This window comes from Neobacillus rhizophilus, from assembly GCF_018343535.1.
Classification (GTDB): Bacteria; Bacillota; Bacilli; order Bacillales; family Cytobacillaceae; genus Neobacillus; species Neobacillus rhizophilus.
The window spans coordinates 46,905-68,870 of sequence record NZ_JAGYPF010000006.1 but is presented as its reverse complement, the minus strand read 5'-3'; the positions used below and the strand labels follow the sequence as shown (position 1 = coordinate 68,870).

At 40.8% G+C, this 21,966-nt stretch carries 19 protein-coding genes; 13 read left to right on the top strand and 6 right to left on the bottom strand.

Annotated features, from left to right (window positions below; all coding sequences use genetic code 11):
- The first annotated feature begins 65 nt into the window (after positions 1–65).
- Entirely contained in the window at positions 66–1,214 is a 1,149-nt protein-coding gene (locus tag KHA99_RS27650; protein WP_213120733.1) for a PQQ-dependent sugar dehydrogenase, read from the top strand.
- 57 nt (positions 1,215–1,271) lie between these two features.
- Here the strand turns inward: KHA99_RS27650 and KHA99_RS27645 are convergent, their stop codons facing one another.
- Positions 1,272–3,512 carry an outer membrane protein assembly factor BamB family protein gene (locus KHA99_RS27645; RefSeq protein WP_213120732.1) on the bottom strand — a complete coding sequence of 747 codons (2,241 nt, stop codon included), beginning with the start codon at positions 3,510–3,512 and terminating at the stop codon, positions 1,272–1,274.
- A gap of 156 nt (positions 3,513–3,668) precedes the next feature.
- On the opposite strand from KHA99_RS27645, the gene KHA99_RS27640 reads away from it, so the two are divergent.
- On the top strand, positions 3,669–5,054 hold the full coding sequence (locus tag KHA99_RS27640) for an MFS transporter (RefSeq protein ID WP_213120731.1): 1,386 nt from the start codon (positions 3,669–3,671) through the stop codon (positions 5,052–5,054).
- A gap of 129 nt (positions 5,055–5,183) precedes the next feature.
- On the opposite strand, the gene KHA99_RS27635 is transcribed toward KHA99_RS27640, so the two are convergent.
- A complete protein-coding gene (locus KHA99_RS27635; protein ID WP_213120730.1) occupies positions 5,184–5,981 on the bottom strand; it encodes a fumarylacetoacetate hydrolase family protein in 798 nt (265 codons plus the stop codon).
- Positions 5,982–6,594: 613 nt separating this feature from the next.
- On the opposite strand from KHA99_RS27635, the gene KHA99_RS27630 reads away from it, so the two are divergent.
- The 6 genes from KHA99_RS27630 to rpe all read left to right on the top strand — a co-directional run bounded on the left by KHA99_RS27630 (position 6,595) and on the right by rpe (position 12,344).
- On the top strand, positions 6,595–7,011 hold the full coding sequence (locus tag KHA99_RS27630) for a MarR family winged helix-turn-helix transcriptional regulator (protein WP_213120920.1): 417 nt from the start codon (positions 6,595–6,597) through the stop codon (positions 7,009–7,011).
- Complete coding sequence (locus KHA99_RS27625) at positions 6,992–8,188, top strand: MFS transporter (protein ID WP_213120729.1); 1,197 nt, start codon at positions 6,992–6,994, stop codon at positions 8,186–8,188. Before KHA99_RS27630 ends, KHA99_RS27625 begins: the two co-directional genes overlap by 20 nt.
- 104 nt (positions 8,189–8,292) lie before the next feature.
- Positions 8,293–9,654 carry a dipeptidase gene (locus KHA99_RS27620; RefSeq protein ID WP_213120728.1) on the top strand — a complete coding sequence of 454 codons (1,362 nt, stop codon included), beginning with the start codon at positions 8,293–8,295 and terminating at the stop codon, positions 9,652–9,654.
- Positions 9,655–9,913: 259 nt separating this feature from the next.
- A complete protein-coding gene (locus KHA99_RS27615) occupies positions 9,914–10,918 on the top strand; it encodes a Gfo/Idh/MocA family protein (RefSeq protein WP_213120727.1) in 1,005 nt (334 codons plus the stop codon).
- A gap of 47 nt (positions 10,919–10,965) precedes the next feature.
- On the top strand, positions 10,966–11,655 hold the full coding sequence (locus tag KHA99_RS27610) for a transaldolase family protein (protein ID WP_213120726.1): 690 nt from the start codon (positions 10,966–10,968) through the stop codon (positions 11,653–11,655).
- Between the two features lie 23 nt (positions 11,656–11,678).
- Positions 11,679–12,344 carry a ribulose-phosphate 3-epimerase gene (gene rpe / locus KHA99_RS27605; protein WP_213120725.1) on the top strand — a complete coding sequence of 222 codons (666 nt, stop codon included), beginning with the start codon at positions 11,679–11,681 and terminating at the stop codon, positions 12,342–12,344.
- Between the two features lie 80 nt (positions 12,345–12,424).
- On the opposite strand, the gene KHA99_RS27600 is transcribed toward rpe, so the two are convergent.
- From KHA99_RS27600 to KHA99_RS27590, 3 genes are all read right to left on the bottom strand, one after another.
- Positions 12,425–13,090 (bottom strand): GNAT family N-acetyltransferase, encoded by a 666-nt coding sequence (locus KHA99_RS27600; protein WP_213120724.1) that lies wholly within the window; start codon positions 13,088–13,090, stop codon positions 12,425–12,427.
- 19 nt (positions 13,091–13,109) lie between these two features.
- Positions 13,110–13,988, bottom strand: coding sequence for a carbon-nitrogen hydrolase family protein (locus KHA99_RS27595; RefSeq protein WP_213120723.1), 879 nt, complete (start codon positions 13,986–13,988; stop codon positions 13,110–13,112).
- A 246-nt stretch (positions 13,989–14,234) separates the two neighbouring features.
- Positions 14,235–14,603 carry a winged helix-turn-helix transcriptional regulator gene (locus KHA99_RS27590; RefSeq protein ID WP_213120722.1) on the bottom strand — a complete coding sequence of 123 codons (369 nt, stop codon included), beginning with the start codon at positions 14,601–14,603 and terminating at the stop codon, positions 14,235–14,237.
- A gap of 268 nt (positions 14,604–14,871) precedes the next feature.
- Here KHA99_RS27590 and zwf point away from each other — a divergent pair, with 268 nt between their 5' ends.
- Entirely contained in the window at positions 14,872–16,332 is a 1,461-nt protein-coding gene (zwf, locus tag KHA99_RS27585) for a glucose-6-phosphate dehydrogenase (RefSeq protein WP_213120919.1), read from the top strand.
- A gap of 39 nt (positions 16,333–16,371) precedes the next feature.
- Positions 16,372–17,403, top strand: coding sequence for a glyceraldehyde-3-phosphate dehydrogenase (locus KHA99_RS27580; RefSeq protein WP_213120721.1), 1,032 nt, complete (start codon positions 16,372–16,374; stop codon positions 17,401–17,403).
- 67 nt (positions 17,404–17,470) lie between these two features.
- Here KHA99_RS27580 and hxlR read toward each other — a convergent pair whose 3' ends face one another.
- Positions 17,471–17,833 (bottom strand): transcriptional activator HxlR, encoded by a 363-nt coding sequence (gene hxlR, locus KHA99_RS27575; protein WP_213120720.1) that lies wholly within the window; start codon positions 17,831–17,833, stop codon positions 17,471–17,473.
- 214 nt (positions 17,834–18,047) lie between these two features.
- Between hxlR and glpX the strand changes: the two genes are divergently transcribed.
- The 3 genes from glpX to tkt are packed head-to-tail and all read left to right on the top strand — an operon-like array spanning position 18,048 to position 21,955.
- The gene (glpX, locus tag KHA99_RS27570) at positions 18,048–18,980 is read left to right on the top strand and encodes a class II fructose-bisphosphatase (RefSeq protein WP_372447646.1); all 933 of its coding nucleotides are present in this window, start codon (positions 18,048–18,050) and stop codon (positions 18,978–18,980) included.
- Positions 18,981–19,029: 49 nt separating this feature from the next.
- Positions 19,030–19,923, top strand: a complete 894-nt coding sequence (gene fba / locus KHA99_RS27565) for a class II fructose-1,6-bisphosphate aldolase (RefSeq protein WP_213120718.1) — start codon at positions 19,030–19,032, stop codon at positions 19,921–19,923.
- A gap of 31 nt (positions 19,924–19,954) precedes the next feature.
- Positions 19,955–21,955 carry a transketolase gene (gene tkt, locus KHA99_RS27560; protein ID WP_213120717.1) on the top strand — a complete coding sequence of 667 codons (2,001 nt, stop codon included), beginning with the start codon at positions 19,955–19,957 and terminating at the stop codon, positions 21,953–21,955.
- Positions 21,956–21,966 lie beyond the last annotated feature (11 nt).

Genomic DNA, 21,966 nt, shown 5'->3' with positions numbered 1-21,966 from the left:
ATTGTTTAAATAGTCTGAAATATGTCTAAACTGTTGGTGTAAATTATTTTGTTTGAGGTGGTATTTTGAAGAAGTTAATAGGTTTTAGTGTGTTGACTGTTGCTTTAGCAGCGGGGCTTGGGTATGCGGTGTTTTGGGAAGATAAAGATGATGCAAAAGATCCTGGCCAAAAACAGGGTTCCTTACAGCAGGATGCGAGCGAGGTAATGAATAAGGCTGTCGAGGTTGCAGTATCCAATGATGGCAGTGTGAATGCCAATCATTTATACATTCCTTGGACGATTAATAAAAATGGTGGTTTGTTTTTCTTAAGCCAGCGGGAAGGGTCGGTCATTCAAATAAATGGAGACCTCGGCTTGGTAGATGTCCAGAATGTAAAGACCTCTGAGAAGATCTTCAATAAAGGGGAAGGCGGTTTCCTCGGGTTTACGTTAGCACCTGATTTTGCCACAACAAAGAAAGCGTTTGCTTTTCACACTTATCAGAAAGACGGCAAGACCCTGAACCGGATTATTTCACTCAAGCTTGAAGATAAGACGTGGAAGGAAGATAAGATCCTGTTGGATAAAATTCCTGGCGGCGAGGTTAATAACGGCGGCCGAATCAAAATCGGTCCGGATGGCATGCTGTACGCGACTACAGGTGATATTGGCAAATCCGCCAATGCCCAAAATCTTGACAGCTTAGCCGGAAAAATATTAAGAATGACCGTGAATGGGGATATTCCAACTGATAACCCATATAAAAATTCTTATATTTACTCCTATGGCCATCGTAATCCACAGGGATTGGCGTGGGATAACGATGGAAATCTTTATAGTTCAGAGCATGGTGAATCAGGGCATGATGAAATAAATTTGATTCAAGCCGGGAAAAACTATGGCTGGCCTGTTGCACAAGGAGATAAAGAGGTACAAGGCATGATAAAGCCGATTCTTCAATCCGGGGATCAAACGTGGGCGCCATCAGGTATGGCTTTTAATGATGGAAAGCTCTTTGTTGCTTCCTTAGCCGGAAAGAAAATCTTTACGTATGATCTTGCCAGCAAGAAATTTGAGGAGTTTTATAGTGAAGCAGGCAGGTTAAGGGATGTGCTGGTCGATCGCAATGAATTGTATACAATTACCAGCAATCGCGACAAACGCGGAAATCCAACCGATAAAGATGATCGGTTAATTCATATTTCCTTAACAGAAAAAGCATCTGCCAACTAAAAAAGGTAATCGTCCAGTAAAACAGGACGATTACCTTTTTTAAATTTCGGGCTGCTATCATCCGCCGCCCAGGCTCTTTACATAATCAGCGACTGCATCTATTTCTTTGGTCGTTAAGTTATCTTTAAATGGAGGCATTTGACCTTTACCATTTTGCACCTGTCTAATAATCGCAGCCTTATCCATTTTGGTCTGTTGTAAATTCGGACCATTGTGTCCGCCTGCGCCTGCATCGCCATGACAGGCCATGCAGTTGCTTTTATAGACTGCTTCACCAGAGGCAGTGCCGGAGGTTTCTTTTTTCGTTTTGTTAGCTTGCTGCTTTTCCTTCACGTTCTGCTTGACTGGAGAGGTATTGATTTTGTTTTTAGGGATATCTTTAACCGATCCGTATTTGCCCTCCAATGAGAAGGTATAAATCTTATCACCATGCTTTGTTCCAGCCAGAGTATTTCCGGCAGCATAGATGGAGATATATTGCTTTCCGTCGACTTCATAAGTAATCGGCGGGGCGTTTGCACCGGCATCCATTTTAAACTCCCATAATTGATCGCCTTTAGAAGCATCGTAGGCAATAATCCGTCCATCATTATGGCCGGTAAATAACAGGTTCCCTTTTGTTGTTAACAATCCGCTGTAGGCGATGGCATCCCATTTCTTTTGCCAAACAATTTTATTCGTCTTCACATCAAGAGCGGTCACTGTGCCGCTGCTAGGGGAGTTTTTCACCGGCTGCCAGACGCTGCCGATATATTCTTTCCCTTCGGTAAACCGGTCCTTTTCCTCTTCTGCATAATGGGCATAGGCAAAATAATTGTCATTAGCCATTACGTAAAAATACTCTGTGTTCGGGTTATACGCAGATGGCGGCCAGTTGGCTCCTCCCTGCGGCGTTGGTTTAAGTGTGACTGGCTTATCCCAGAATGGAGTAAAGATACCGCCAATGTCACCTTTAAAGTCCTTCGGCAAATCGCGCTTCACATCTTCCTCCGTCACTGCTTGCGGTACAAATGCATCACCAACCGGAAACGGCTGAGTTGGTGATGTTTTTTGATTGGCATTTTGCGGAACCGGTTTTTCCTCAATGCCGATCAGCGGCTTCCCGTTAGTCCTGTCCAAAATATAAAGCCAGCCTGTTTTACCAGCTTGGACAATTCCTTTACGCATTTGTCCATTCATGTTTACATCAAATAAAACGACCGGATTGGCCGGGTCCATGTCCCAAATGTCATGATGCACCTCTTGGAAGTGCCATTTATAATCGCCTGTTTTGGCATCTAGTGCAAGAACGGAGTTGGCAAATAAGTTGTCTCCTTCCCGATTGCTGCCGTTCAGGTCCGGAGAGGTATTCCCTGCTGCAAAATAAATCATCCCTAATTCAGGGTCAACAGCTGGAGTGTTCCACACCGGCGCTCCGCCCGTCAGCCAGTCCTTGCTGCCGTTTGGCCATGTTTCGCTTCCTTTTTCACCAGGGGCAGGAAGCGTATAACTCCGCCAAATTTGTCTGCCAATTTCCGAATCATAAGCGGCTACGTACCCTCTGATCCCATATTCACCGCCGGCAATCCCCGTATAGACCTTTCCATCATAATAGAGCGGGGCGCTTGTAATCGTATAGCCTTTTTCCCAATCATCGACCCTCGTTTCCCAAACCACCTTGCCCGTTTTTTGATCTAAAGCAACCAGTCTGGCATCTAGTAATCCGACAAAGACTTTTCCATCCCCTAAAGCGACACCGCGGCTTAACCACCCGCAGCAGACAGTATTCATGCCGCTTGGGATCTGCGGCCGATATTCCCAAATCATTTTTCCGGTTTTGGCATCAAGTGCCTGAACCTGATTTGTTCCTGTAGTGGTGAACATGACGCCATCATAAACAAGCGGGGTTCCTTCACCCGAATATTTGAACTCAGTTCCTGAACCTAAACTTGTGACCCATTCTACTTTTAAGTTTTTTACATTATCAGCAGTGATTTTTTCAAGGGGAGAGTATCTGCTATTACGAATATCTCCGCCGTTTGTGAGCCAATTCCCTGATGGAGGGGCGGATAGCTCATCTGCCCTAAACTTTGGAGCAACCTTTCCCTTGTAAGTCATATGCTGATAAGCATTATAATCGGTGCCGGCCAATTGATCCTTGGTCTGATTATCACTAGCCCCAGGCTTGCTGTCCTCACCCTTGTTTTCTTTCTTTGCTTCAGACTGCGTCTGATGCTGTTTCTCAGGCTTGTGTGCAGTCGTACACCCGGCAAAAATCAACATAAATAACGTAATAAAAATCCAGCCAATCTTCTTCACCTAAATATCACTCCTTTCAAACCTTTTACAGTAATTTTCCCGTAAATGAATAAAAGGATGCACGGGGACGGTTCTTTTGCTTCTGAAGCAAAAGAACCGTCCCCATGTTTCATGATATACTTATAATTAAATTGGTAAGAGGAGATCGGATGGTACATGCCTGCAACAAAAAATGTTTCTTTAGTTAAAAATCGAAATTTCTTGATCGTTGCAATCGCCTTAGGTGTCATATTAAACCCTTTAAATACAACGATGATTACCGTGGCATTGCCAGAGATAAAAAATGAGTTTTTGCTTACTTCAAAAGATATTACGTGGTTGATTGCTTCCTATTTTATTGTAAGTGCTATTTTCCTGCCCCTCATTGGTAAACTTAGTGACACTTATGGGAGGAAAAGAATCTTTTTATTTGGCCTATTGTTGGTAGGTATTTCTTCATTTACCGCTCCATTATCGCCGAATATGCCATTTCTCTTAGGCATGAGAACGATACAAGCTATCGGTACATCCGCTCTATACCCTGCTGGAATCGGTATTGTTCGCTCCTATATTCAAAAAAATCAAAACAGAGTAATCGGCACACTATCGGTATTTGCCACCACGTCAGCCGCATTTGGGCCGACGATCAGCGGGCTGTTAATTGAACTAGGCGGCTGGCATGTAATCTTTTATGTGAACTTTCCAATTATCATTGTTTCAGCTATTTTGGCTGTTCTTTTTATTCCGAATGATGTGAGGAGTACAAATAATACATTCAAGTGGGATGGAATTGGGATCATATTGTTCAGTTTATTCATTTCTTGCTGGATGTATTTTTTCCAAACTCTCGCAAATGGCCTAAATGTATGGGCATTAATCGGTTCCTTGGCGTTAACATTTTTATTTTACTTTTTCGAGAAAAAGAAAGCGGGACCCTTTATCGATGTTCTTTTCTTAAAAAACAACCCCAATATTTCATTAGTGTATGTTCAGTATATTTTGGCAACAGTGATCTTTTTTGCCCTGCTGCTGTCCATGCCGATTTATTTGCAATCTGTTTTAAAGCTTAGCTCTCAACTTACGGGTATCATCATGCTCTCTATATCCATATTTTCCATTGTTACCACACCGCTTGCGACACGTTGGATCGATAAGTCGGGATATAGAAAGCCTTTACTAACAGGAGGGATTATTGGAGTAGTGGGAGGTGTCCTATTGCTGACAATCAATCATAACTCGCCGCTGTACTGGATATTTATCGTGTTAGCCACTATTGGATTAAGTAACGGTATTCTAAATATAGGTTTACAAACACGGCTCTATTCATTTGTTTCTGTAGCGGAAACGGGGACGGCCTCAGGTCTGTTTATGACATCAAGATTCATAGGCAATATCCTTGCCTCCAGCGTATTCGGCGTCATCTTCGCAGCCGGAGTCAGCGACACCAGCCAAAATTGGCTGACCATCATTTTACTCATCGTATCCTTCATATTACTGCCAGGAATCCTGTTCATCACAAAAAAGATGCATGGGGACGGTTCTGGTGTTTCAGCCAGTCAGTAGTTTCTATAAATTTTATTTAATAGTAAAGGTGTTAGAAGCAAGTAATGGATAAATACTTGCTTCTAACACCTTATTTAGATATGCCTGAAGTTTTAAAGAAAAGGACATTAGTTTGCGAAATAATATTATCTATTTCACAAAGTTACAAAGCTTACCAATCTGCTCTACTTCAACAACTACAACATCTCCGGACTTCATTGGGCAGCTTCCTGAAGGTGAGCCGGTAGCAAGAACATCACCTGGCTCCAGTGTCATAACCTGTGAAATCCAACTGATAAGGAAAGGGATGGAAAGGGACATCTGATTCGTATTACCATCTTGTACCACTGTTCCATTTAATTTTGTTACGATTCGTAAATTAGTGGGATCTAAACCAGTCACAATACACGGACCCAACGGGCCGAATGTATCAAAACCTTTGCCTCTTGTGAATTGGGGATCGGTTTTTGTAAGGTCCCTTGCTGTTACATCATTAAATAAAGTGTAGCCAAAAACATAATCCATTGCCTCTTCTTCTTTTATATTTTTGGCCCGCTTCCCAATAACGATTGCCACTTCCCCCTCCAATTCTACCTGCTGCGTTAAATCAGGTGATGGAAGGATGATTTCACCTTGGTCTGGGATCAAGGAAGAGGTCGGTTTTAAAAACAAAAACGGTTCTTTGAGATTGGCCGTTCCGCCAGTTTCTTTTGCGTGTCCAGCATATGTCCAGCCAAAATTAACGATTTTAGAGGGGACTACCGGCTCTAAAATCTTTACATCACTATATTTAACCCGTACACCATCAAATTTCAGATCATTATTTACAATTTCAGTGAAATCACTGGACAATTGTAAAATCTCACCATCTTCGACAATTCCATAAGAAGCTTTACCGTTAGGTTTCTGATAGCGAACTATCGTTTGTGTTTTTTGAAGCACCTGCATTACCATATGAACTCCTTCGCTAACTTGATGAATCTTACCTGTTGCTGATTATATCATATTGTTCTTTCTTTTTCTTATTGAAAATTCCACCTTTTTTCCTTGTGTTTCTCCATAAAAATTCTTCTTGATATGAAATGCGTTTCATCATTTATGCTTATTTTGTAATCATCAAGTAGCTAAAGGGGTGTTTATAAATGTCCTTTATTATTGGGATTTTGTGCTTAATTTTCTTATGTGGTTCTGTTGTGATAACAGCTTCATTCCCAATTCGTGAGTATCAAAAAAATAATCGTCATAGAAATAGCGCTAATAAAAAGATAAACGACTATTACGGCTTTTTGTTTGATGTATATTGATGGAGAGGTGAACCGTCCCTGTGAACTCCCTGATAGAACTCAGTTTAGATTAAGTGCCTGTCAACTTCACTTTATTGTCGATTTCTTCGACATTATATGGGGTGCATGACAGGCACTTTTTGTGTTCACAATATTGACAGGTGTATTAAATCCTGCTAAGGTAATATAGTTACCTTTGATAACAGTTATCATTGGTAACTAATTTTTAGGCGGTGATTTACATTAATTATTCACGGAAATTTTTCCATAAACTATTAATGCTGTATCGGCCTTTTGAAAAAAGGCTCAATACTGAGCTCGGAAAGCATGAACTGCACCGGGCGCAATGGACAATCATTTATTATTTGGAAAATTTCAATCCTGCCACCCTTGTTGAACTTTCCAATTATCAGGGCGTCGAGAAACCGACGATTACCAGAACAGTCGGCCAATTAGAAGAATTGGGCTACGTCGAGCATGTTCGTGGAAAGGATAAGCGTGAAAAGCGGATGCAATTAACGGAGGCTGGCAAACAGTTATACCAAGATGTCCGCGAGACGGTTGATGCCTATGAAGTAGAAATTTTAAGGGGGATTTCAGAAGAGGATCTGAAAACGGCCATTCGTGTAATGGATGATATCCGAAAAAATATAACTCAATCGGGAGATGGAGAAGTTGGAACAAGCGAGACCTAAATTGTGGACGAAGGATTTTATCATTATTTCGGCTGCAAACTTTTTCTTATACTTAATCTTTTATTTATTATTGGTGACCATCGCGGTTTACGCCGTCAATCATTATCATGCCAGTGAAAGTCAGGCGGGACTGGTGACGGGAATTTTCATTATCGGAACCTTGATTGGCCGACTCGTGATCGGCCGTATCATCGAATCCGTTGGAAATAGGAAAACGATGCTTTTTGGTCTCATCTTTTTTATTTTGACATCTTTATTATATTACATTGATTCAGGAGTAACCTTTTTACTATTTACCCGCTTTGTACATGGTTTAGCTTTAGGGGTAGCCAGTACCGCAACAGGAACGATTGTTGCCCAGATTATCCCGAACGCACGTAAAGGCGAAGGGATTGGCTATTACAGCATGAGTACCACAATGGCCACCGCCATCGGCCCATTCATTGGATTATACATGAGTCAGCATACAAGCTATTCAGCTATTTTTAGTTTCTGTTTAGCTTTAGGTCTCATCAGCTTCATCATTGCTTTGTTTATGAAAGTGCCTGAAGTCAAAGCATCTGCCAAAAAAGCGGCGGTTAAAGGAGGATTCAAGCTTTCCAACTATATTGAGCCAAAAGCGCTGCCAATTGCCTTGGTCACACTGATTGCCGGCATTTGTTACGCAAGCGTTCTATCTTTTATTAATTTTTACGCCATTGAAATTAATTTAGTAAGTGTAGCAAGCTTCTTCTTTATCGTCTATGCTGTAGCAATCTTGGTATCACGCCCAATCACGGGACGATTAATGGATGTGAAAGGCGCCAACTATGTAATGTATCCTACTTTTATTCTTTTTGCAGCAGGATTATTATTATTAAGCTCAGCAAGCAGCGGCACAATCTTCTTGCTTTCCGGTGTCCTGATTGGATTCGGATTCGGAAATATCCAATCTTGTTCACAAGCGATAGCTGTGAAAGTAACGCCGCTTGAACGGATGGGATTGGCGACATCTACGTACTTTATCGCACTTGATGCCGGCTTGGGATTCGGTCCATACGTGATTGGCTTCATCATCCCGTTAACCGGCTACCGTAACCTATATCTCATCATGGCCATCGTCGCCCTAGCCTGCACGGTACTCTACTACATCATGCACGGAAAAAGAAAAGAAACCCTTGCAGAAGTCAGACTGTGAGGCATAAGTTGAGGCATGGGGACGGTTCTCATGCCTCAATTTGCTTGTTTTCTCTAGTTTTCGATAAAATAAAGAAGAGAAAATAAAATAGAAAAGGTGAGAACATGAGTCAATTATCCGATTTTTTATCCAGCCAGCATAATCAAAATGTCGAGGAATTAAAAGAATTGCTACGGATTCCCAGCATAAGCTCGTTATCTGAGCATAAAGAGGACATCCAAAAAGCAGCTACATGGATTGCCCATAAATTAGAAGGCATTGGCATGGAACATGTGCAAATCGTCCAGACAAAAGGGCATCCGATTGTTTATGCGGACTGGCTTCATCAGGAGAACGCCCCGACTGTGTTAGTATACGGGCATTATGACGTCCAGCCGGTAGACCCAGTTCATTTATGGGAAACCCCTCCGTTTGAACCAACGATCCGCGATGAAAAGATTTATGCCAGAGGGGCAACAGACGACAAAGGACAGACGTTCTTACATATCAAAGCAGTGGAAACCCTGCTAGCGTTAAATGAAAAATTGCCGGTGAACGTAAAATTCTGTATCGAAGGAGAAGAGGAAATTGGAAGTCCTCATCTTCCGGGGTTTTTAGCCGATAATAAAGAAAAACTGGCCTGTGATGTGGTTGTGATTTCCGATTCGGACATGTGGGACAGAGGTGTTCCGGCCATTACTTATTCATTAAGAGGTCTATGTGCACTCGAATTCACTCTAAAGACGGCTAATTCTGATTTGCATTCAGGCATGTTCGGCGGTGGCGTTCAGAACGCCAACCATTTATTGGTGCAGCTGCTTTCTACGCTTCACGATGCCAATGGTAAGGTGAATGTGGACCATTTTTATGATGACGTCCAGGAACTGACAGAGTTTGAAAAGGAACAAATTAAAGCACTGGGCTTTGATGAAGAAAAGTTGAAAAAATCATTAGGGTTAACCGAATTAACGGGAGGGGAAAACAATTATCCTTATCCTGAGAAAATCAGTTCCCGGCCAACTTTGGAAATAAACGGCTTATGGGGCGGATTCCAGGGCGAAGGGACAAAAACGGTCATCCCGAATGAGGCTCATGCCAAAATCACCTGCCGTCTCGTCCACAATCAAAACCCTGAAAAAATTCAGGGCTTAATCAAAAATCATTTGGAAGAGCACGCACCAAAAGGCTGCACATTACAAGTGACTCTACAGGATACGGGTAATCCATTCTTAACGCCAATCGACAGCCCAATGATTCAAAAAGCGGCTGAAGCGTATGAAAAAGTGTATGGAAAGGCGCCTGTTTACAAAAGAGAAGGCGGCTCGATTCCAATTGTATCTGACTTCAACCAAGCCTTAAATGCTCCTGTTGTCTTAATGGGCTTCGGGTTACCGGATGAAAATCTTCATGCGCCGAATGAGCATTTTAACCTGGAGAACTTTGATAAGGGCATTTTGACAATTTGTTCGTTTTTGGAATTGATTTAAATAAAATAAGTGCCTGTCACCTCCGCATTTGTCTATTTCTTTGACATTATTCGGGGTGTGACAGGCACTTTTTTTAGATATAAATTTGGTTCATCAGAACCGTCCCCATGAACCGCCCATGAACTAAACCCATAGTATATCTTTAAACACTATATGATAATAAAGTGCGTACTTACTTAGACAAATTATCCAATTTATAATAAGTATACTAGGTAACGGTGACTTGTATATTGAAAGGAAAAATACAAGGAGGCAATCTATGATACGTTTTGGAATTATCGGAACAAATCAGATTACCGAGAAGTTTATTAAAGCAGCAAGTTTGGTAGAGGATTTTTCCTTAACCGCTGTGTATTCTCGAACTGAAGAAACCGCTAGAAAGTTTGCAAAAAAGTATGGGGTTACAACAATCTTTACGGATGTCTTAGAGATGGCAAGAAGTAAGGAAATTGATGCTGTCTATATTGCAAGCCCTAATTCATTTCACTCAGAACAGGCCATCATTTGTATGAACTATGGTAAACATGTTCTTTGTGAAAAACCGATTGCATCGAATATAGCAGAATTACAAACTATGATTACCACAGCAACAAAAAATAAAGTATTGTTAATGGAAGCTTTAAAAACAACATGTCTCCCCAATTTTAAAAGTATCCAAAATAATCTGCATAAAATTGGGAAAGTCCGCCGGTATATTGCAAGCTTTTGTAAATACTCTTCCCGTTATGATGCATATAAAGAAGGAACCATTTTAAATGCATTTAATCCTATTTTCTCCAATGGTTCTCTAATGGATATTGGCGTTTATTGTATATATCCTATGGTCGCTTTATTCGGAAAACCTTTACAAATAAAAGCAAATGGTATATTGCTTGAATCTGGAGTAGATGGTGAAGGAAGTATCCTTTGTAAATATAAAGAAAGCGAAGCTGTTTTAGTACACTCAAAAATAGCCAACTCCTATATCCCATCAGAAATTCAGGGCGAACTAGGAAGCATGATAATCGATCAAATTGAAACTCCGACAAAAGTGCAAATTCGTTACAAGGATGGAAGGTTTGAAGATATTACTCAATTTCAAGAAGAAAATTCAATGTATTATGAGGTTAAAGAATTTATTGATTTAATAAATCGTAACCAATTCGAGTCTAACATCAATTCTTTTAAAAATTCGCTAATTACACTAGAAGTTATGGACGAGGCACGGAAACAAATTGGACTTGTCTATCCTGCCGATCTGGCGGTGTCAACCAACTCAATTTGAAGTCCAGGAAGAAAATTTATAATGCTGCTAATAAAGGAGTTGTAATTATGCAATTAATAATTGATTCAGCCAATCTAAATGATATTAGGGAACTTGTTGAATATTATCCAATTGATGGTGTTACAACAAACCCAAGCATTATTGTAAAAGAAAAAAAGAATTTTTTGCTGTTACTTGAGGAAATCAGAGAAGTAATAGGATGTAATCGAGAGTTATTTATTCAAACACTAGCTGTTAATGCAGAAGAAATAGTGAAAGAGGCTAACTATATCCGTGAGAATATACTAGATAAATTGGTAATTAAAGTACCTGCGACGAAAGAAGGAATCAAGGCAATAAAAGCATTAAGCGAATCCGGTGTAAGAACAATGGCTACCGCCATATATACACCATTACAAGGATATCTAGCAGCAAAAGCAGGTGCCACATATGTTACTCCTTATGTTAATCGAATAGAAAACCTTGATGGAAATGCTGTTAATGTGGTGAAGGAGATTGTAGAAATAATAGAAAAACATCACTTTAACAGTAAAGTGCTTGCTGCAAGTTTTAAAAGTGTCCAACAAGTGCATGATGTCTGTCTAATTGGAGCACACGGTGTTACAGTCCCACCGGATATTCTAAGATTATTTCTTTCACATCGTGCAACGGAAGCAAATGTGAAAGTATTTATTGAAGAATGGCAAACGGCATATGGAGAGAAGAGTATTATAGATGCGAATAAAATAAAAATTTAATAGAAAGCAGAGGTATTTTTTGGATGATCAAAATTGCACCCTCCATTCTTTCAGCCAACTTTGCAAGGCTTGAAGATGAAATAAAAGATGTTGAAAGGGGCGGAGCCGATTATATTCATGTTGATGTAATGGATGGTCATTTTGTTCCGAATATAACAATTGGTCCACTAATTGTAGAAGCAATTCGACCAGTCACAAATTTACCGCTAGATGTTCATTTAATGATAGAAAATCCAGAAAGATACATTGGGGCGTTTGCAAAAGCAGGTGCAGATATATTAACCATTCATGTGGAAGCATGCACACATTTGCATAGTGCCATTCACCAAATTAAATCAGCAGGGATCAAGGCGGGAGTAGTATTAAATCCACACACACCAGTCTCTTTCATTCAACATATTCTGGAAGATATCGACCTTGTATTGCTGATGACCGTTAATCCAGGTTTTGGCGGGCAATCATTCATACATTCTGTCCTGCCAAAAATTAGACAGGTTGCAAGAATGGTAGAAGAAAAAAATTTGGATGTTGAAATTGAAATAGATGGCGGAGTAAATTTGGAAACAGCAAAACTCTGCATTGAGGCAGGAGCTAATGTCCTTGTTGCTGGATCAGCAATATACAATCAATCTGATCGAGGTAAGGCAATTAGAGAAATTAGGAATGCAAAAGAAATAGTTTCATATTGAGTCAAGAAGTATAATGTTTAACAAGTTATTTAAATAATAACCAAATCCCCATCCTGAATTAGAGATGGGGATTATTTTTTCTAACTGATAAAGGGATTTTTCCACTCCATCAATGTTCCAAAATTGCACGACTCTTCATCTTCCAAATAGTTTGCGACAATTTGAACTGGGGTACGACCACAACGAAGCAAAAACGTGATAACAGGGTCTTTTAATTCCCCTTTTACAACAGCATCCAAGTATTGTTCAGGGGTCAGTTCTCTTGCTTTTTTATGATAGCCTGGCATCCTTCCTCCGCCAAGCAATCGTTCTAAACCTTTAAAAACAACTACATCATACATTGACATCATTAACCATTTACCTAATCCGAGAGTTCGATAGGAGGGACTCACGCTTATATCAACAACATAAAGAGTATTACCGTGGGGATTATGATTACGGATATAACCGTTATCTGTGATTTCCTCCCATGTATGTTCTGGATGTCTAGAATCAAAATCAACCAACAGACCAGTCATAGAACCTGCAATTTTTCCATCAACCTCAATGCAAAGGGCACCCTCGGGGAATAAAGTAATATGATTATTCAATTGTTCTCTATTCCACCATAATTCTGGAGGAAATGGAGGAGGAAAACTTTCCTGTTGAACACGGATTAAATCTGAAAAATCTTTTTCTGTATAATTTCGGATTATAGCTGGGACGGCACGATCTTGATTGAAGACAAAAAATTTTTTAAAATACACCGCTTCCTTACCCCCTAAATTATGTCGAATGAGTTTTTGCGGGCAGCCAATCTGGATATAAATCTATACGGCGATCACGCCAAGTTGTGACGGAACCACTTTCACGAACTTGATAAAGAAGGTTCAAATCTAAGTCGGCTGTTATGATCATATCTTGATTCATTTCACCCTCTGCTTGAATACCACGAGGAGGGAAGGGGATATCGTTAGGTGTAATTACTGCAGCTTGGCCAAAGTTCGCCCGCATAAAATCAATTGTTGGAAGGGAACCAACAGTTCCGGTGGTCACAACATAGATTTGATTTTCTATTGCCCTGGCATGGCTGGTGTATCGAACACGGTGGAATCCGTGCCGATCATCAGTACAAGATGGACTAAAAATGATGTCAGCTCCCTTTGCCTTTGCTATCCGAACTATTTCTGGGAATTCAATATCATAGCAAGTTAACATGGCAATTTTGCCTTTATCAGTTTCAAACACTTCCAGTTTTTCACCAGGTGTTATTTTCCACTCTTTAATTTCAGTTGGAGTAAGATGAAGTTTTGATTGTTCAGCAACTCTTCCATCAGGATAAAATAGGTGTGCAACGTTATATAATTGTCCACCCTTTCGGAGAATGTGGGTTCCTCCAATAATGTGCATCTTTGTTTGCATGGCCAAATTTTTAAATAAGCTTAGGTATTGTTCAGTGAAATTCGGAAGATCTTGAATGGTCAGGGGCTCTCCCTGATTATTACTAATAGACAGTAGCTGCGTGGTGAAAAATTCTGGGAATAAGATAAAGTTTGATTCAAATTCTGCAGCAGTTTTAATATAATGTTCTACCTGGTTAGAAAACTGTTCAAATGAACTTATTGTATGAAGATGATACTGTACCGCTGAAACTCTTAGCTTCATAGTCTCTCCTCCTTTTTTAAGCAAAATTCAATTTTGGTATATTACTGTCTATGAAATGGTGTTATTGTTATTATTAGGTACATAATGGGTTTTAACAAGTACACACTTTTTTGTTAGATAGTGAAAAAAAGTATACTTTCAAGGAAATCAATAGGGAATAAAAAGACGACTCAAAATTCATTTTATGAATTTTTAAGTCGTCTTTTTTGGCTGAAGATAGGAAAGGATAACTTGAAAGCCCTTTAATTAATTAAAAGAATTTAGTATTTTGTTTGATTTCTCTGGTAAAGCGGTTTCAATATATTGTTTTCCCCATTCATGCATGGATTCGAGAATAGGCATAAGACTTATTCCGCGTTCCGTAAGTGAATATTCCACTCTCGGAGGAACAACCGGATACACTTCCCGTGAAACGATCAGGTCATCCTCAAGTTCCCTTAATTGGCTTACGAGCATCCGATGAGTAATTCCCGGAATCATAGATTTTAATTCACCAAACCGTTTTGTCCCCTCTTTCCCTAAATGCCACATAATCAGCATTTTCCATTTGCCGCTAATGATGGATAATGTTAATTCCTTTTCACAATTAAAGATTTTCTCACATAAATGGCCCATTTTGTCTTCCTCCTTGCTCTCTTCAAGTCAGAATTATCAGAATTAAGTGTATTTTTCTATACTATATAATAAAAAAGTGCGTACTTACAAACAAAATTTTTTGAGATTATACTATTTTCATAAGAAACAATAACAAACTACTGGGAAATTTGTTTATAAGAGGGTTTAAAAAATCTAACAATCAGGAGGGGATAGCATGAATGGTGTAATGATTCCTAAGGAGTTTAAATCAGTCGTCAGTGATTTCAACAGTATGAAGCCATCGAAATTGGATTCGTTGACATTCGTTTTGTTTGGCGCAACCGGTGATTTGGCAAAGAGAAAAATAATTCCTTCGCTGTTTAATTTATTTTTGGATAAAAAAATGCCCGATTCATTAACCATCATTGGATTGGGCAGAAGAGAATGGTCCGATGAAGCATTTCAAAAACATGTTGAAAAATCACTGCAATCATTTTCTGAACGTTCAAATAATGTAGACGCTTACAAGGTAAAGGAATTTTTGCGATTTTTTCATTATCGAGCTTTAGATGTTACGGATCACGAATGTTATAACCAATTACTAAATGTCATTCAAAAATATGAGGAAGAGTTGAGTATTCCTGAAAATCGCCTCTTTTATTTATCCGTTGCCCCGGAGTTTTTTGATGTGATTGCCCTGAACATCAAAAAAAGCGGATTAGGGTCAAGCAAGGGATGGAAGCGTTTGGTGATTGAAAAGCCATTTGGGCATGATTTGAAGTCTGCGCAAGAATTAAATGCAAAATTAAGAGAAGCCTTTGAAGAAGATGAAATCTATCTTATCGATCACTATCTCGGCAAGCCGATGGTTCAGAATATCGAAGCCTTGGCGTTTGCAAACCCAATGCTGCAGGCGTTATGGAGCAATAAACATATTTCCAATATTCAAATTACCGCAAGCGAAACGGTCGGGGTTGAGGAAAGAGCAGGTTATTACGACCAGGCCGGTGCCATTCGTGATATGGTCCAGAATCATCTGCTTCAATTAGTGATGATGACTGGCATGCAGCAGCCCAAAAAAATAAGTGCAGAAGAGATTCGCAAGCAGAAGATTAAAGTATTAGAACACTTGAGACCGTTAAATATGGATGATGTCGGAAAAAACTTGGTCCGCGGCCAATACAGTCTTGGGGAGATTAATGGGGAATCAGTTCCATCCTACACAGCGGAACCTGGAATTAAGCCTTCTTCCATGAATGACACATTTATTGCTGCCCGTCTATGGATTGATGATGCTTTTTGGGGCGGCGTTCCATTCTATATCCGAACAGGAAAAAGAATGAAGGAGAAGTCTACTAGAATAGTCATTGAATTTAAAAATTCATTAACAGATTTATATAAAGAAAAAAATGAGAAAACACCTCCTAATCTGTTAATCATTGAAATCAGTCCAAATGAAAGTGTTTCCCTTCAGTTTAATAGCAAAAATCCGTTAAATAACAGCAAAATTGAGCCTATTAAGGTAACTTTTTCTGCAAATAAAAAGGATATCCCAGAGGCTTATGAACTCTTGTTATTTGACGCTCTAAATGGTGATTCCACGTTCTTCGTACATTGGAAAGAGGTAGAACTGTCTTGGAAATGGGTGCAGCCTATTTTGGATGCTTTTGAGCAAAATGCTTTGCCGCTTCATGGTTATTCAGCCGGAACAATGGGTCCAAGGGCAGCAGATCAACTATTGGAGGAAGATGGATTTAATTGGTGGTAAGCAAAAACAAGTGAAAGACAGGATTGGAGGAATGAGGAAATGAAGGCAAGAGTAGCCATCAATGGGTTTGGAAGAATCGGCAGGCTGGTTTTCCGCAAGGCGATTATGGACGATACACTTGATGTTGTGGCAATCAATGCCAGCTATCCGGCTGAAACCTTGGCCCACTTAATCAAATATGATACGATTCATGGCAAATTTAATGGCGACGTGATTCCTGCCGACAATCACCTGATTGTAAACGGCCGAACCATTCAGTTATTAAATAGCCGGGACCCTAAATACCTTCCTTGGAAGGAATATGAAATAGACATCGTTGTCGAAGCAACCGGGAAGTTTAATTCTAGGGAAAAAGCAGTGCTGCACTTAGAGGCAGGGGCACAGAAAGTGATTTTAACCGCCCCCGGTAAGAACGAGGATATAACGGTCGTGATGGGGGTCAACCAAGATCAGTTGGATGTTGAGCGGCATTTTATTATTTCCAATGCTTCATGTACAACAAATTGTCTTGCACCTGTTGTAAAAGTACTGGATGACCAGTTTGGGATTGAAAATGGTTTGGTGACCACGGTCCATTCTTACACTAATGATCAAAATAATCTTGATAATCCACACAAGGACCTGCGGCGGGCCCGGGCGTGCGGTCAGAGTATTATTCCGACAACGACCGGTGCGGCAAAGTCACTCTCGCTCGTATTGCCGCATTTAAAAGGTAAATTGCATGGCCTTGCACTTCGTGTGCCAACCCCCAATGTTTCACTTATTGATTTAGTTGTTGATTTAAAAACGGATGTAACTGTTGATGACATTAATCTTGCCTTTCTATATGCTGCGAACAGCTATTTAAACGGGATTTTGGAATACACAACCGAACCGCTTGTCTCCATTGATTTTAATACAAATTCTCATTCGGCCATTATCGATGGATTATCAACGATGGTGATTGGTGATAGGAAAATTAAGGTGCTGGCATGGTATGACAATGAATGGGGTTATTCAGTCAGGGTTGTCGAGCTTGTAAAGTTTGTGGCTGAAAAAATGGAAAAAGCAGCAAGGGTAAAGGTAAATTAGCAAATTAAAAAATCCCTGTCAAGGATTGACAGGGATTTCCAATGAGTAAGTCATTTTAAAACTAAGATCAATCTGCCTCAATCAATTTCTTTTTTTCAACCAATACTGTATCCATGTAATTCTTTCCCCATTCATACATCGATTCAAGAATAGGCAATAGGGTCTTCCCTTGTTCGGTCAGTGAGTATTCTACTTTTGGAGGGACTACAGGATAAACCTCACGATGGACAATCTGGTCATCCTCTAATTCGCGCAATTGATTAACAAGCATTCTTTGCGTAATTCCCGGCATCAGAGACTTCAGTTCGTTAAATCGTTTTGTCCCTTCTTTGCCAAGATACCATAAAATCAGCATCTTCCATTTTCCGCCGATAATCTCCAGCGTCAATTCTTTTTCACAGTTAAAGGTCTTACTATCAATATGGCCCATCATGAATCCTCCCAAAATCATTATTAGTATATTAATTGATACTATATGAAGTTAAAGTGCGTACTTACATAAAGATATTATACTATTTATAATCATATTTGTACAGATGATTCAGAATTTACGAGATATTCTGACTGTGGAATTCATATCAACCAAAAGGGGTGATGTTTTGGGTACTAGTAGTGTTGTAAAAGAAGGTGTTCATACCCTCGCAATGGATTTTCTTTCTGTTGCACAACAAGCAGCGATTGCTGCCTATCCTTGGGTCGGGAAAGGCAATAAAAATGATGCCGACCACGCCGGAACAGAAGCGATGCGCAAACGCATGAATCTCATTGAAATGAACGGACGGGTTGTTATCGGTGAAGGGGAAATGGACGAAGCCCCAATGCTTTATATTAACGAAGAGCTGGGAACAGGCCGGGGTCCATTGGTGGATATTGCCGTTGATCCAGTGGAAGGAACAACCTTTTTGGCAAAGGGGCAGGAAAACTCTATCACTGTTCTTGCTGTATCAACGAGAGGCAGTCTATTGCATGCTCCGGATATGTACATGAAAAAACTGGCTGTAGGTCCCAAGGCAAAAGGTCATATTAACATTCAGGCATCTTTAACAGAAAATATGATATCAGTCGCAAAGGCTTTAGGAAAGGATTTATCAGAATTAACCGTCATGATTCAAGATAGGCCGCGTCATGACCACTTAATTAAACAGGTTTTTGATGTCGGTGCCAGAGTGAAGCTATTCCCTGATGGCGACGTCACTGCCGCAATTGCTACAGCAATTGATGAATTAGGCATTGATATTTTAGTAGGGACAGGGGGGGCTCCGGAGGGAGTCATTGCTGCCACAGCTTTGAAATGCTTGGGAGGCGATTTCCAAGGTCAGCTTGCCCCGCAAAATCAGGAAGAATTTAATCGCTGTATTAAGATGGGAATACAAGATCCGGAACATGTCTTTACGTTAGACGAAATTGTCCAATCAGATGATTGCTTTTTTGCCGCAACCGGCATTACAGATGGGATGCTGATGCGGGGTGTAAAGAAAAAAGAAAATGGTTTAATGCTTACCCATTCGTTCATAACCGGCAAAGGGGTAAGTGAAAGATATCAGTTGATCGAAGCCTACCACTCGTTATGGACATAAGTTTTAATTGCCAGTTAAAAAACTAATTAAAAAAAGGAGAGGAAATAATATGCCATTAGTCTCAATGAAAGAAATGCTGATTCATGCAAAAGAAAACCATTACGCAGTTGGACAGTTTAACGTAAATAACCTTGAGTTTACGCAGGCCATTTTACAAGCGGCCCAAGAGGAGAATTCACCGGTCATTCTTGGCGTATCCGAAGGCGCTGCCAAATATATGGGCGGATTTAAGCTGATTGTAACCATAGTGAAAGAATTAATGGAAACATATAAGGTGACAGTACCTGTTGCAATTCATCTTGATCATGGTCCAAGTCTTGAGATGTGTGTCCAAGCAATCCATGCCGGATTTACCTCTGTTATGTTTGATGGCTCGCACTATCCGCTCGAGAAGAATATTAAATTAACGAAACGTGTAGTGGAAGTAGCACATGCTGTTGGCGTATCGGTTGAGGCAGAGCTTGGCCGAATTGGCGGACAGGAGGACGATTTAAGCGTTGAGGATGCCGAAGCGATGTATGCTATCCCTGCTGAATGTGAACAATTGGTCCGCGAAACTGGCGTAGACTGCTTTGCACCGGCTTTAGGTTCCGTCCATGGCCCGTATAAAGGAGAGCCAAGACTCGGTTTTGATCGGATGAAAGAAGTGAAAGAATTAACGGGTGTTCCGCTTGTTCTTCATGGCGGTACAGGAATTCCAACAAAGGACATCCAAAGAGCGATTTCGCTTGGAACTGCCAAAATTAATGTCAATACAGAAAGCCAAATTTCAGCTACAAAAGCTGTTCGTGAAGTATTAAGTGCGAAGCCAAAAGAATACGACCCGCGCAAATTCTTGGGACCTGCCCGTGAAGCAATTAAAGATACAGTGAAAGGCAAAATGCGTGAATTCGGTTCTTCAGGAAAAGCTCAACAAGCGGAAGCCAGCTTGGTGACAAACTAAGGGGCCGATAGAAGGAGAAAGGGGAAGCATGATGATTGATCAAAAGGTAGATTTGGATCTGCTATCCATTAACACGATTAGAACGCTAAGCATTGATGCAATTGAAAAAGCCGGAACAGGCCATCCCGGTATGCCGATGGGTGCAGCGCCGATGACTTACACCCTTTGGACGAAATTTATGAATTATAATCCAAAAAATCCAGGCTGGTTTAACCGTGATCGCTTTGTTTTATCCGCCGGCCATGGATCGATGCTGTTATACAGCTTATTGCATTTAACCGGCTATGACTTGTCGCTGGAAGATTTGAAAAATTTCCGTCAATGGGGAAGCAAAACACCAGGTCACCCTGAATTTGGCCATACAGCCGGCGTGGATGCCACAACGGGACCGCTTGGGCAGGGAATTGCAATGGCCGTTGGGATGGCGATGGCAGAAAGACATTTGGCATCCGTGTATAATCGCGATGAATTCAATGTGATTGACCACTGCACCTATAGTATTTGTGGTGATGGGGATTTGATGGAAGGTGTATCAGCCGAAGCGGCTTCACTTGCCGGTCATTTGAAACTTGGCCGTTTAATTGTGTTATATGATTCAAATGATATTTCCCTTGACGGCGATCTCCACATGTCATTTAGTGAAAGCGTTCAGGAGCGTTTCGAAGCATATGGCTGGCAAGTATTGCAGGTCGAAGATGGGAAGGATGTTGAGAAAATAGCGGGAGCGTTAGCTGCTGCCAAGGCTAATCAAGAACAACCAACCTTAATTGAAGTGAAAACAACCATTGGTTACGGTTCTCCTAATAAAGGCGGCAAGTCTGCTTCACATGGCGCCCCGCTTGGGAAAGCAGAAATAAAACTTGTAAAAGAGCAATATAATTGGGAATACGAAGAGGATTTTTATATCCCGGAAGATGTAAAACTTTACTTTAAGGAGCTGGAAGAGGCATCCCAGAAGAAGGAACAGGCTTGGAATGACTTGTTTGCCGAGTATGAGGAGGCCTTCCCATCTCTTGCAAACGAATTAAGATCTGCCATTAGCGGGCAGCTTCCTGAAGGCTGGGATAAGGATGTTCCGCAATATCAAGTAGGCAAAGATACGCTTGCAACTCGTTCTTCAGGCGGAGAGGTGTTAAACGCTCTTGCGAAAAGAGTTCCGCAATTATTTGGCGGCTCAGCCGATTTGTCATCTTCCAATAAGACCTTGTTGAAAGGTGAAGGAAACTTTAGTGCAGCAGATTATAGCGGAAGAAACATTTGGTTTGGAGTACGCGAGTTTGGAATGGGTGCTGCTGTAAATGGTGTGGCACTGCATGGCGGCGTAAAGGTATTCGGAGCAACCTTCTTCGTTTTTTCTGACTACCTGCGCCCGGCAATCCGTCTTTCTGCGCTAATGAAAGTGCCGGTCATCTATGTATTCACACATGACAGCATTGCCGTCGGGGAGGACGGTCCAACGCACGAACCGATTGAACAATTGGCATCCTTACGGGCAATGCCTGGACTTTCAACGATCCGCCCGGCAGACGGAAACGAAACAGCCGCAGCATGGAAGCTTGCAATAGAAAGTACACAAGAACCGACAGCGCTCATCCTTTCCCGTCAAGATTTGCCAACAATCATTGATGCTGAAACAGCCTATGAAGGTGTTAAAAAGGGAGCCTATGTTGTTTCCAAATCGAAAAATATGGATGGACTTTTACTCGCATCCGGTTCAGAGGTAACGCTTGCCATTGAGGCGCAAAAGGCACTTGAAAAAGAGGGAATTCGTGTTTCTGTGGTAAGCATGCCAAGCTGGGATCGCTTTGAAAAGCAATCGCAGGAATATAAAGAAAGTGTGCTCCCAAAAAATATTCCCGTGCGGCTTGCAATTGAAATGGGTGCTTCCTTGGGCTGGCATAAATACGTTGGTGATTGCGGAAGCGTCATTGCTGCAGACCAATTCGGCGCTTCAGCACCTTCCGAGAGAATAATGGAGGAATATGGATTTACCGTTAAGAATATTGTTTCCCAGTTTAAAGCGCTTCTATAAGGTTCTATGAA

What these genes read in the sequence shown, in the direction of transcription:
- KHA99_RS27610 (WP_213120726.1), top strand. Translation starts at nt 10,966, where the DNA reads ATGCAATTAATAATTGATTCAGCCAATCTAAATGATATTAGGGAACTT.
- hxlR (WP_213120720.1), bottom strand. Translation starts at nt 17,833, where the DNA reads ATGGGCCATATTGATAGTAAGACCTTTAACTGTGAAAAAGAATTGACG.
- rpe (WP_213120725.1), top strand. Translation starts at nt 11,679, where the DNA reads ATGATCAAAATTGCACCCTCCATTCTTTCAGCCAACTTTGCAAGGCTT.
- KHA99_RS27595 (WP_213120723.1), bottom strand. Translation starts at nt 13,988, where the DNA reads ATGAAGCTAAGAGTTTCAGCGGTACAGTATCATCTTCATACAATAAGT.
- KHA99_RS27580 (WP_213120721.1), top strand. Translation starts at nt 16,372, where the DNA reads ATGAAGGCAAGAGTAGCCATCAATGGGTTTGGAAGAATCGGCAGGCTG.
- KHA99_RS27630 (WP_213120920.1), top strand. Translation starts at nt 6,595, where the DNA reads ATGCTGTATCGGCCTTTTGAAAAAAGGCTCAATACTGAGCTCGGAAAG.
- fba (WP_213120718.1), top strand. Translation starts at nt 19,030, where the DNA reads ATGCCATTAGTCTCAATGAAAGAAATGCTGATTCATGCAAAAGAAAAC.
- KHA99_RS27635 (WP_213120730.1), bottom strand. Translation starts at nt 5,981, where the DNA reads ATGCAGGTGCTTCAAAAAACACAAACGATAGTTCGCTATCAGAAACCT.
- KHA99_RS27590 (WP_213120722.1), bottom strand. Translation starts at nt 14,603, where the DNA reads ATGGGCCATTTATGTGAGAAAATCTTTAATTGTGAAAAGGAATTAACA.
- KHA99_RS27640 (WP_213120731.1), top strand. Translation starts at nt 3,669, where the DNA reads ATGCCTGCAACAAAAAATGTTTCTTTAGTTAAAAATCGAAATTTCTTG.
- tkt (WP_213120717.1), top strand. Translation starts at nt 19,955, where the DNA reads ATGATTGATCAAAAGGTAGATTTGGATCTGCTATCCATTAACACGATT.
- glpX (WP_372447646.1), top strand. Translation starts at nt 18,048, where the DNA reads ATGGATTTTCTTTCTGTTGCACAACAAGCAGCGATTGCTGCCTATCCT.
- KHA99_RS27620 (WP_213120728.1), top strand. Translation starts at nt 8,293, where the DNA reads ATGAGTCAATTATCCGATTTTTTATCCAGCCAGCATAATCAAAATGTC.
- KHA99_RS27615 (WP_213120727.1), top strand. Translation starts at nt 9,914, where the DNA reads ATGATACGTTTTGGAATTATCGGAACAAATCAGATTACCGAGAAGTTT.